The organism is Phocaeicola sp. (assembly GCF_048170425.1).
Lineage (GTDB): Bacteria > Bacteroidota > Bacteroidia > Bacteroidales > Bacteroidaceae > Phocaeicola.
The window spans coordinates 1-12,216 of sequence record NZ_DBEXBB010000274.1 but is presented as its reverse complement, the minus strand read 5'-3'; the positions used below and the strand labels follow the sequence as shown (position 1 = coordinate 12,216).

The 12,216-nt window shown below is 47.1% G+C and carries 7 protein-coding genes; 3 read left to right on the top strand and 4 right to left on the bottom strand.

What is annotated here, in order from left to right; genetic code table 11:
* Positions 1–30 precede the first annotated feature (30 nt).
* From ACMJ0U_RS10860 to ACMJ0U_RS10850, 3 genes are read right to left on the bottom strand one after another with little or no spacing between them, the layout of a single operon-like run.
* Complete coding sequence (locus ACMJ0U_RS10860) at positions 31–1,854, bottom strand: fibronectin type III domain-containing protein (protein WP_417129935.1); 1,824 nt, start codon at positions 1,852–1,854, stop codon at positions 31–33.
* A 20-nt stretch (positions 1,855–1,874) separates the two neighbouring features.
* Positions 1,875–3,824 carry a RagB/SusD family nutrient uptake outer membrane protein gene (locus ACMJ0U_RS10855; protein WP_417129934.1) on the bottom strand — a complete coding sequence of 650 codons (1,950 nt, stop codon included), beginning with the start codon at positions 3,822–3,824 and terminating at the stop codon, positions 1,875–1,877.
* 16 nt (positions 3,825–3,840) lie between these two features.
* Positions 3,841–7,095 carry a SusC/RagA family TonB-linked outer membrane protein gene (locus ACMJ0U_RS10850; protein WP_417129933.1) on the bottom strand — a complete coding sequence of 1,085 codons (3,255 nt, stop codon included), beginning with the start codon at positions 7,093–7,095 and terminating at the stop codon, positions 3,841–3,843.
* 658 nt (positions 7,096–7,753) lie between these two features.
* On the opposite strand from ACMJ0U_RS10850, the gene ACMJ0U_RS10845 reads away from it, so the two are divergent.
* From ACMJ0U_RS10845 to ACMJ0U_RS10835, 3 genes are all read left to right on the top strand, one after another.
* The gene (locus tag ACMJ0U_RS10845) at positions 7,754–8,362 is read left to right on the top strand and encodes a thiamine phosphate synthase (RefSeq protein WP_417129932.1); all 609 of its coding nucleotides are present in this window, start codon (positions 7,754–7,756) and stop codon (positions 8,360–8,362) included.
* Between the two features lie 91 nt (positions 8,363–8,453).
* Complete coding sequence (locus ACMJ0U_RS10840; RefSeq protein ID WP_417129931.1) at positions 8,454–9,392, top strand: ribose-phosphate pyrophosphokinase; 939 nt, start codon at positions 8,454–8,456, stop codon at positions 9,390–9,392.
* Positions 9,393–9,517: 125 nt separating this feature from the next.
* Positions 9,518–11,155 (top strand): DUF4080 domain-containing protein, encoded by a 1,638-nt coding sequence (locus ACMJ0U_RS10835; protein ID WP_417129930.1) that lies wholly within the window; start codon positions 9,518–9,520, stop codon positions 11,153–11,155.
* 31 nt (positions 11,156–11,186) lie between these two features.
* Here ACMJ0U_RS10835 and ACMJ0U_RS10830 read toward each other — a convergent pair.
* Positions 11,187–12,216, bottom strand: a 1,030-nt coding sequence (locus tag ACMJ0U_RS10830) for a BsuBI/PstI family type II restriction endonuclease (RefSeq protein ID WP_417129929.1), incomplete at its 5' end; no start/stop codon positions are given.

Sequence of the window (12,216 nt, the reverse complement as noted above, 5' to 3'; positions counted from 1 at the left end):
TTATTTACAGATTTCATTTGTGCTATTTTCTCATTTATTCCAGCGCGGATCACCGTACGCCTTATAATCAGCCGCTTTCACTACGAAAATTCCATTGGCAGGATCTTCAAACAAATCGGTAGCCTCCAGTTCTGTTTTAATAGCCCAGTTAACTGAATAACAATCAGATGTGGTATAGACATTTGTGCCTGTCACCGAGTTATTATTATTGGGAGTCGTAGTATTTACTGTACCTATCAGCGTATTCGAGATGGTAAAGATATTAGCAGAATTATAACCATCACTTCGAACAAGAGCCTGTGAAGCATTATACAATGTAGAAGCTGTGATTTCCAATGAATATGGTTCTGTCTGTGCCACACGGAACATATTGCCAGTGCAACCATTTACAGTTGAATTCGTCATTGTTACCTTGTTCACAATATAATTTGTAGTTGTATACACCACAGAATAGTTACCAATATTTGTTAGCACACAATCACTAAATAACAGATTTTTCAAAGTGCCACTACCCTTATCGCGTTCACAGAACACTCCGGCCGCATTGGCAATATTACATGATTCAAAAGACAAGCTTTCTATCGTACCCGTACCCTTCTGACGGAAAATATAATTGCTCGTTCCGTTTGATTCCACATTCAAATTATAGAATCTTACCTCTGACTTATCTCCAGACAAGCTCAAGCCTCTGGTCTTAAACGTCGGCTTTTGCGTATTGTCTTCTCCTTCTTCTCCCCATAAAATCAAGGAAGTAACAGCAGCAGGAATTTCTGTCTGGAACGATGTATTGGCAGTCAAGTCAATCGTAGTCCCCTGAGGAATTATGATTGCCAGTTTTCCTGAATTGTCATTCAATGCTCCAGCCCAGTCATCACGAGAAGTCAAAGTTACCTGCGTATAATCACTCGGAATACCAACGGCAGTCTGGAATACTTTCCGAGCACGTACCACTTTGTCACGCATAATTGCGACTGTATACATTGTACTTGGTTCCAAATTATTCAATTCAAGTCGGCATGCCGTTTCTTCTTCTACAGAAAGTACATTCTGAGTTTCATCGCTTGGATATACATCCCCTTTCAACAACACATATCCAGTGAGACGTCCTACCCCTTCTGTCCAGGTAAATACGGCCGAATGCTGAGTAATTTCAGAAACTTCCGATTCTACCTCTACAGACATACCTGTAGTCACTTCTATTTCACCACGTACTATCTCACCATTATATATAGTGACGGTATATTCCGTATTCGGATTCAATCCCATCAGCGTAACCTTTCCGGCAGCCTTTTCCTCGTCGGTCAGCTCATAAGTAACCAGTGCGCCATCCTGAGTGTAGGTGATATGCGTCACTTCCAGGCCAGCCTCCCAGGTCAGGCTTACAGACTCATCCGTAATCTCCGTTTCAGAAGGTTCATTCAGAATCTGTTCCTTATCGGTGGTAAATTTATAGTCAGGAAGATATACCCAGTTAGACTGCTTATCCTTCGACATAGACTTGATACGCAGGTAATAAGTCGTTTCACCAAGAAGTCCCGTGAGGGTGTAGGGCGACTGGGTAATAGAACCGTCCTCCCCATACACAATACTGTTTTCTGCCCCCATGGGAATGTCATTGTACAATGAGTCTGTAGAGACCTCTATGATATAATATTCCGTATTGACAGTCGCATCCCATTTCACTTCTGCGGTAACAGCTCCTTCTGTCACTGTAAAACTGGACTGTTTTGTTCCAAACAAACGGTCGAAAGAAGCGTCCACCTCCCAGTCGTTAGCATCCGTACATGAAGCAAGGAGCATACCGGAAAGGGCCACAGACAACCCCAAACCATATATATTTTTTGTCACTTTCATAAATACCAAGCTTTTAAGAATTAATTAGAATATCCGTAAGAGTTATACAATACTCCGTTCGATGCAGAAATCGTAGTAGAAGCTATCGGCAACAGGTAGCGGTTAATCACCGGCACGTCGTCACCAATAAGTCCGCTCGAAATAGAAGGCAAGTTGGTCTGGCTCTGCTTCGGGTCGGAAGTGCTTCTTTCAGCCCCCCAGAAGCTCTTGCTATCATCGTAATCGTCCGCCGACTTTCCTGCCGGAATCCCTTTCCAGGTTACGCTGCTGATATCTATAGCAGTCTCCGAATCGTCAGTATAGTTGAAATATACCGTTTTAGGATAACCGTTAGCTTCATCCTGCATTTGTGAAAGATAATCGTTCTTGAACTGCTTGATCTTATCTGCCAGCAAGTTCCAGCGAATCAGGTCGAATTTACGGAATCCTTCTCCTGCAAGCTCCCACGCATTTTCATCTACGATTGCCTTAAAGAATTCATCCTTGCTGCTGGCTATGCCATTGACATAGGCTTCCGCATCAGCTTTATAGGCCTCATCGTAAGCACGGGAATGAACAAGCTTAAGGGCCGCACGTGCAGTCATGCCATTGGCAGAACCTTCATAGTCGGCATCCGGTCCTCCGGCAAGTTCATTCATCACCTCGGCATACATAAGCAGCACCTGCGAATACCGCATACGGACACAGTTTATACCTGTTCTCCATTTGTCATTACCTACGCTCAGAGCAATGGATATGATATCAGAATTCATCTTACGGACATCCCACTTACCCACGTATATTCCAAAAGGAGCGTTCCCAAGCATAAACTCCTTCGTTACGTTGCTCTCCTCCTGCAGCTGGATGTTGGAGCAAGTGATATCACGACGCTGGTCGTTGTCCTTGAATGACCAGAAATAAGGAGCGGTGAGCTTCAGTACTCCGGAACTGTTTCTTCCGTACTTCGATGTAAATCCGTTGGCACGCACACCAGCTGTATAGCCGAGTTCACCGGTGATACCCATACCCATTGGAATTTCAAATATATTTTCACGGTACGTCTCATCCAGTTTCAGCTGGTTCAGCAGATACCATTCGTTTTCGAACGAAGGGTTCAAGGAGTGCGGACCTTCCTTGATAATGACAGACAAATGCTCCAGTGCCAGTTTATACATTGCCTCACGGGTCTGTGCATCACAACGCTGTGTAGGATAAACCGGGTCAGAATATGCAGCAGTTTCATAGCCTTCTTTTGCCGTCTCGCGGATAGCCCAACCGGCACGTGTCAATGCGATATTGGCCAGAAGCGCATGTGCATACCCCTTTGTGACACGCTCCGTGGTATATGATGAGGTTCTTCCTGCCCATGGCAGCAGTTCCACGGCCTCTTCAAGGTCTTCTATAAGTTTATCCATAATGACATCCCTGTCGGTCTTGCCCAGATAAGCATTGCTCAAGTCCGAGTCAGAGCTTTCCATTTTCATAGGGATATCTCCGAAGAAACGTATCAGGTCAAAATAAATCATGGCACGGATGGTCAACGCCTCTCCCTTGAATCTTTCCATACTGGTCTGGTCTTCGCCACCGGTTTCGAGCAAAGGGCTGCCGTTAATCCCCTCAATAATCACATTGGCATTTTCTATGATACCATACATGGCATCCCAGAGTTTTGCCAGGTTTGCCCATCCCGGAGTCACATTATAGTTCATAGCCCCTCTCTGATGAGACGTATTATATGCTTCCGAACCCAGACCGTCGACCAGTTCACAATCGGTATTCAACCCCCATACGATAGGGATATACTGCGAATAGGTTTCATCCTGCCCCATGTCACCATATAACTTGTTGATGGCAAACTCCGTATAACCCACAGACTCAAACACATTCTGCGTGGGATATTCCGAAGGAGAAGTCTGGTCCAGAAAGTCCGAACAGCTTGTCATAAGCACCAATCCTGCAGCCAGGCTTATTGTCTTTATTATATTTTTCATACCTGTTAGTTTTAAATTAGAATGTTACATTAATACCTCCCACAATAGTACGGCTCTTAGGATAGGATGCATAGTCTACGCCGGGAGTCATCGCGTTACGTTTAGAGCTGGTATCCACCTCAGGGTCTGAGCCTGAATACTTGGTAAATACCAATAAGTTATAGCCTGTTACATACAATCTTACTTTCTGCATGAAACATTTCTTTACCCACGATTTGGGGAATGTATATCCTATGGTTACATTGTTCAAACGCAAGAACGAAGCATCTTCCACGGCATAATCGGTCAGCTGCATCTGGGTGACGGCAGCCGGATTATAAATAGACGCATTGGCGTTAATTTCATTCAGGCGTGCTATCAGTCCCATTTCACCTCCGTAAGCCTCGACGGTGCTGGTTGCAGGCCGTCCTAGGTTCAGGCCTGTCGCAGGGTCAATCCAGGTATAACGGTTAGCCAGTGCAAAATCATTGTTCAGATTATATCCCTTTGATGAACCGGTATAGAAAGAAGTGGCCAGTTTTGTACCGTTGATAATCTGATTTCCTAAAGAATAGTTGAAAAATACATTGAAATCAAAGTTACCAACCCGTCCGTCCACTCCAAAACCTCCATTGACAGGAGCAACGGTATTTCCGAGCTTCTGCTTGACAGGGTCTCCGTTCTCATCGCACACCAGTTTCAATCCACCGGGATAATACTGTCCGCCTGTAATAGTCGTGCTGTTGTCTTTCACTCCATCTTTCAACACCCAGCTGTTGCCATTCATGATAAGTTCGCCTGTAGGATTCGTCACAGGATCGTATGCCGTATAGAACCCGTTTGTCTTGTACCCCCATATTTCGCCAAGCGCTCCGCCTTGTTCTACCCTATAATCCTCGTATTTGGCCATTGTGCTACCTGCCCAGTTGCTGCTCTGCCAAGGATTATCTGTAGCAAGCTCATCTATGCGGTTACGGTTATATGCAAAGTTCATATTGAAATTCAATGCATATTTTTTCTTGTCGATGAGCGCCGCGCTCAATGTCAGTTCCACACCCTTATTCGAGGTCTTGCCAAAGTTACGGTATTGATAATTATAACCCGTATTTGAAGGGATTTCCGACCTCATCAGCAAATCCTTAGTGGTATTCCAATACAAATCCAACGTACCGGAAATGCGGTTATTCAGAAAACCATAGTCAATACCAATGTTTCTGGTGACGGTAGTCTCCCATTTCAGGCTGGGGTTATATAAATAGTCTGACAGTTCCAACATGCTCTGACGGATTTCATTAAAGAAAGGAGCCTTCGAGGTATTTTCGGCCAAAGTGTATGTAGTATAAATCAAGCCCGAATTGATACGGTTATTACCAGCCGTACCATAGCTGAGACGCAATTTCAGGTTCGACAACCAGCTCTCTGCCGCCTTCATAAACTGCTCGTCCGACAAACGCCAGGCAAATGCAGCCGACGGGAATATTCCCCACTGGTTGCCTTTTGCAAATTTGCTTGAACCGTCGCCACGTACAGTCACCGTAAACAGATAGCGGTCCATCAGCGTATAGTTCACACGGCCAAAGAAAGAAAGCATGTTCTCCTTAGCACCTATGGTTGACTGATTAGCCAGAGCCGTACCTATACCCGAGCTGGCCAGTATCTCATCGATTGTCATTGACTTCGGGAAAGATATGGAGGAGGCTTCCAATATATCTTTCTGACTGCTGCTCACCTCATGTCCCAGCAAAACGTTAATCTTGTCACGGCCGTCGAACAGTTTTTTGTTGTCATAGGTCAATGTATTGGCATTTCTCCAGTTTCTGGTGTTGGCACGCGTGAACACAGCCTCAGGAGTACCCTTCACACCCAGGTTCGTATTCTGCGTAGCGTCAGCTCCCCAGGCCTGGTCTGTGTTCTCATACTTCCACCCGTAGCCGAACTCCGTGCGGAAGGTCCAGTTCTTAAACGGCTTCCAGCTAAGAGCCACGTTATAATTTTGATTCAATGTGGTTTTCTGCTTGTAAGTGGCAACAAGTCTTTCCAGCGGATTCTTCTGTGTGGCAGTATTGTTCTCATCATCATCCGAATTGTATGAAAGCGGTTCCACCGGACGGAATCTTGCCGCATTTGCCACGATAGAGTTGGAAGCATTCGACTCGTTCGTGTCAGCACCACTGCTCAACCCGTCCACCACCGAATGGCTCATTCTGGCATTGAAATCAAGTGTGACCCATTTGCTTATGTTGGCCTTGATTTTCGCATTGACATTGTTTTTTGCAAAACCGGAATTAAGCATGATACTCTTTTCTTCATTGTGGGCATAATTAACATTATATGTCACATCCTTATTACCCCCGCTCACATTCACATTGTACTGCTGCTGGTTACCCGTTCTTCCGAATATCTCATCCTGATAGTCCTGGCCTTCCACCGACTTCCAGACATCCAGGTCGCTATAGTTGCCATAATCCTGTGAATCAAGTTCCCATTGATAAGCAACATAATCATACGGGCTCATCACTTTCATCATCTTTGCCACTTTTCTGACACCGAAAGAGGCTCCAAAATCAACTTGGGTCTTCCCCTCATGCCCACTCTTGGTGGTTACGATGATTACGCCGTTGGCACCACGCGCACCATAAATAGCGGTTGAAGAAGCATCCTTCAGCACATCAATGCTCTCAATTTCCGTGGGAGAAATATCGCTGATGCTTGATACCGGAAAACCGTCTACAATATATAAAGGAGAGTTGTCCTGCGACAAAGAACCTCCTCCGCGCACACGTATGTTCACTTCTGCATCAGGCGAACCGTCGGTGGTAGTCACATTTACTCCCGAGAGCTTACCAGACAAGGCCTCACTCACGTTGGCAACCGGTACGGCAGCAATATCTTCCGCTTTTACAGAAGAAACGGAACCCGTCAGATCACGTTTCTGCACCGTTCCATATCCAATCACCACCACTTCATCCAAAATCTCCGCATCTTCTTTCAGCACAATGTCCAAAGATGCCTTCAAATCTCCCTTTAACCGAATTTCCTGGGTCTTGTATCCTACATAAGAAAAGACCAATGTCTGTCCGGATTTCACATCAGGAATTCTAAACTTACCGTCAAGGTCTGTCACCGTACCAACACGCGTTTCTTTCACCAATATACTTACGCCTATCAACGGTTCTCCCTGGGCGTCTTTCACAGTACCGGCCACCGTCTGTTCCTGTGCCAGTGCGCAAAGACACGATGTCCCTGCCACCAGCAACAGACCGGCCCTCTTTACGTTCATTCCGATATCCATATTTTTGTTAGATTATTAGGTATTGTATTTAATTATCTCCTTAGACATAAATTTCATCCACACTCCTCAAACAGCGCTGTACAAAAGTAGCACATAATACCCTTTTTATAGAGGAATTATTGACGAATAGAGTCTAAAAATTGGTTTATTTTATGGCCTACAAGGCCTTCCTGACGTGGAAAAAGTGAGAAAAACAATTTTTACACATCCTCATCAGCACGGGCGGCGGCCTGACAGAAAACCAGACATGACTTTCATCGTTCATCAGCGGAAACAACATAATCTGCAACTCTTTCTACATGGAGTAAACAACGCTTTTCTTCAATCAATGTCTCCCGTGGCAGAACCCTACGTTTCGCACGGAAGAAACGCACGTTTCCGCTATGCAAAACGTAAGGTTCACGTATGGAAAACGCAAAAAGTCTTACTTCCCCTCCTCTTCTATGGCACCGCGTTTTCACATGCTCCCAAAGCCAGGTTGCCCATACAGACTGTACAGATTTTTTCATTTGAATGTCCCATTGTAGCCGGCCAAATTTTACGTCAGTCCTGCACTAAACCAAGCAGCCGATTTCAATCTCCACAAAAATAAATATCAAAAACCGCTAGGAGTATTACAAAAAGGTTACTAATTTTGCGCCACAATTTGTGTAAACGCATGAAGTTAATTTTGATAACAACCCCTACTTATTTTGTAGAGGAAGACAAGATCATTACTACTCTGTTCGACGAGGGGCTGGACATACTCCACCTGCGTAAACCCGACACGGCTCCGGTTTATGCGGAACGTCTGCTGACCCTCATTCCCGAAAAATACCACAAGCGTATTGTCGTACACGACCATTTTTACCTGAAAGAAGAATACAAACTCAAAGGTATCCACCTGAGCCATCGCAACCCGCTGATTCCGGACAACTATACCGGACATGTGAGCGCGTCCTGCCATACCTTCGACGAGGTAACGGCCGACAAGAAAATGTGCGACTACGTATTCCTCAGCCCGATATTCGACAGCATTTCCAAAGAAGGATATGCATCGGCTTTTACTTCAGAAACCATTCGTGAGGCTGCCGAAAAAGGCATCATCGACAAGCGGGTCATCGCCCTGGGAGGCGTGGACGAAGGAAATCTGCTTCAGGTAAAGGATTTCGGCTTCGGAGGAGCCGCCATTCTGGGAGGGCTGTGGAACAAGTTTGATCCTGCTTCAGACTACAATTATCAAGAACTTATCGCTCATTTCAGAAAATTGAAGCGGCTGGCCGACTGAGCCTTTCGCTAAAATTCTGCCGGAAACGTTTGTCCGGCTTAAAGAAATGGCGTACTTTTGCAGAAAATAAGGCAATATTATCTATTTTACAATGAGCGCAACATCACCTTTTAAGGTATTCTCCGGTACTAATTCGAGATACCTTGCAGAAAAAATCTGTAACAGCCTGGGCTGTGAACTTGGTAACATGAACATTACCCATTTTGCAGACGGCGAATTTGCAGTTTCCTATGAAGAATCAATCCGTGGGCAGCACGTATTCCTGGTACAGTCCACTTTCCCCAACTCAGACAACCTGATGGAACTCCTCCTGATGATTGACGCAGCCAAGCGTGCATCGGCCAAGAGTATCGTCGCCGTCCTTCCTTATTTCGGATGGGCTCGTCAGGACCGCAAGGACAAACCGCGTGTGTCTATCGGTGCCAAGCTGGTGGCTGACTTACTGAGCGTAGCAGGTATCGACCGTCTGATTACCATGGACCTTCACGCTGACCAGATTCAGGGATTCTTCAATATTCCGGTTGACCACTTGTATGCTTCTACCATCTTCGCTCCTTATATCCAGTCGCTGAATCTGGAGAACCTGGTAATCGCTACTCCCGACGTGGGTGGTTCCAAGCGCGCCAGCACATACGCCAAGTATTTGGATGTACCTTTGGTTCTGTGCCACAAGACACGCGAAAAAGCCAACGTAGTAGCTTCCATGCAGATTATCGGTGACGTAAAAGACAAGAATGTCATCCTGATTGACGACATGGTGGATACAGCCGGTACCATTACCAAGGCTGCCGACATCATGAAGGAAGCAGGTGCCCGTTCCGTACGCGCCATCGCTTCTCACTGTGTCATGTCAGGCCCTGCTTCCGAGCGCGTACAGAACTCTCAGCTGGAAGAAATCGTATTCACTGACAGTATCCCTTACGCACAGCGCTGCGCCAAGGTAAAACAGTTGTCTATCGCCGACATGTTTGCTGAAACCATCCGCCGCGTGATGACAAACGAATCTATCAGTTCACAGTACGTTATCTAAAGAAACATTACCGGACCTGCTCCGTAAAGGAATAGTCCGACATCCTAAGGATTTGCAGTCCGGTTCCTCATCGGCTTGCAAATCCTTTTCCTTTGTCCTATTCATCATCTGATTCCCGCTTATCCATGAAAATTCTCTGGCTCGACCTGAACAGCTCGTATGCACACGCCTCACTGGCCCTTCCGGCCTTGCACGCACAAGTCATGCACGACCCGTCCCTGCAGTGGGGAGTGGTGTCGGCTACCATCAATGAAAATCCGGGCATGACAGCCGGAGAAGTCGTACGTCAGGCACCAGACATCCTGGCGGCCACCTGCTGGCTGTTCAACCATGAAGTGCTCATGCACGTCATCAGCCGGGTGAAAGCCATGCTGCCCCGTTGCGTGGTGGCACTGGGCGGCCCGGAGTTTCTGGGACACAACGAAGCTTTCCTGCGCACCAACCGCTTTGTAGACTGTGTGTTCCGGGGAGAAGGCGAAGAGACCTTCCCGCAATGGCTCGCCTGCTGGCAACAACCGGAGGAATGGAACGATATTACGGGACTCTGCTTCCTGGATGCGGAAGGACAATACCATGACAACGGACTTTCACGTGTGACGGCTTTCGACAAGCTGGTGAATCCCGAACAGAGCTGTTTCTTCAACTGGAGCAAGCCGTTCGTGCAACTGGAAACCACCCGCGGTTGCTTCAACACCTGCGCATTCTGCGTGAGCGGAGGAGAAAAACCGGTACGCACGCTCTCCATCGAGGCCATCCGCGAGCGTGTCCGGCTGATTCACGAAAAAGGCATCCGCAACATCCGGGTACTCGACCGCACGTTCAACTACCAGAGCCGCCGGGCCAAAGCCCTGTTCGACCTCTTCCGCGAGTTTCCCGACATGCGTTTCCACCTGGAAATCCATCCGGCCTTGCTTTCGGAGGAACTGAAACAGGAACTGGCTTCCATGCCCAAGGGACTGCTCCACCTGGAAGCGGGTATCCAAAGCCTGCACGAGGAAGTGCTCACCGTCAGCCGGAGAGCCGGCAAACTGGCCGATGCACTGGAAGGCCTGCGCTACCTCTGCACACTGGACAACATGGAGACACACGCCGATTTGATTGCGGGACTGCCGCTCTATCACCTGTCGCAGATTTTCGACGATGTACGCACGCTGGCCGAATACCGCGCGGGAGAAATCCAGCTGGAATCCCTGAAGCTGCTGCCGGGTACGGAGATGCGGCGCCGGGCCGAGGAGCTGGGCATCTGCTACTCTCCCCTTCCACCCTACGAAGTGCTCCAGACCCGTGAAATCACCCCCGATGAGCTACAGACTGCCCGCCAGCTATCGCGTCTGCTCGACGGATTCTATAATGCACCGGCCTGGCAGGAAGTCACCCGCCGCCTGATTGTGGAGGAACCCGACTTCCTGACACGCTTCCTGTCCCACCTGATTCAAATCGGAGTCATCGACCAGCCCATGGGACTGGAACGCCGGGGCATCCTGCTCTACCATTTCTGCAAGGAGCACTACCCTCATTTCCTGACGGCCATGAGCCGGGCCTGGATTGAAGCCGGCATGTCACTCAAGAAAGAACCGGCCGAACGGGTGCGCACAAAGCACGTCACCCCGCCCGAAGAGTGGACGGTGTGCACGGGTACGTACCACGACGACCTCCGTCTGTGCAAGCTGCCCGCCCCCGAAGAAGGACGCTGCTACTGGTACGGCTTCGAGACCGAGAGCCAGCAGCTCCGCCCTGTGTTTGCCGCCGTGAGCGAAGAATAAATACAATCTTTAGAAAAAGGAGAAAAATAAGTTATTTATGGATTTCCAGGAATTTGTATCCATTGAAATGAATCATGTGTTCAGGATTGTCTGCTATCCAGACTTCCGACTCCCAAGCAATTTCCATTGCCCAGCGTCTGAAACTCTTCTTACCTAAAAATGCCGTAACAAAAATAGGGAAGGCTGTACACTTTTCCAGTTGCTTCTTTAATTTCCTAACACGGATTTCACTCATAGGCCCTGTGCTATGTACAGCTTCTATCAGAAATAACAGATTCTTATCCTTGCAATAGGCCACAACGTCTGGTAATTCTTCGTGCTCTAATGTAAAGAATCTGATTTGTTCCAGCATCTCTTGGTTCATGTAGAGAAACTTGTCGGAAGTATCACCTATATACAGCACTTCGGCTCCCATTCCGAACCTTGGCAGGAAATCTTCCACAATTGATTTTTGAAGCACATTATGTTCTCCTGCTGAGAGCTGGAGATTTATGCCGGAAGGTAATCTTACTGGAATTTTTTCAAGCTCTCTCTTTCTCTCCAGTTCCTCTTTAAGAAGTCGTATTTTATTTAAGTAGGCTTCTAATTTTTCCTCCCATTGTGGCATATTGTAATGTTTGACCAAATCGGCGAACAAAGGATGCAGAGCATAAGCCCGCTTCGGGTCATTAGTTGCTTGTGTGTCGAATGAAGACGATTTGACAACCACCTCGGCCTGAACGGGCAACTCTAAGTCTTTGCGCCGAATGTCATCATATGAACCCGAAGATATGCGCTCGCCATAGTACTCATTTTCATAGGTAATAATTTCTCGTGATGTCAGGAAGAAATTGTCATCAGCCGATTTGGCTTCTTGAAAACTGGTTCTTATATCACCAACCGCAAGACAAGCCATGGCCATTCTTTCAAGTCTTCTTGCGGTTCCATCTAAAGGTATTCCAACTTTTCCCAAAATGTCCAGCATCGAAAAAATTAATTCTCCGACTTCTTCGGTCTTGTTTCCTTTCAATTTTATTTTCATATAGAGTCGAATAAGGATAAAGGAATTGTCTTGTTTCTGA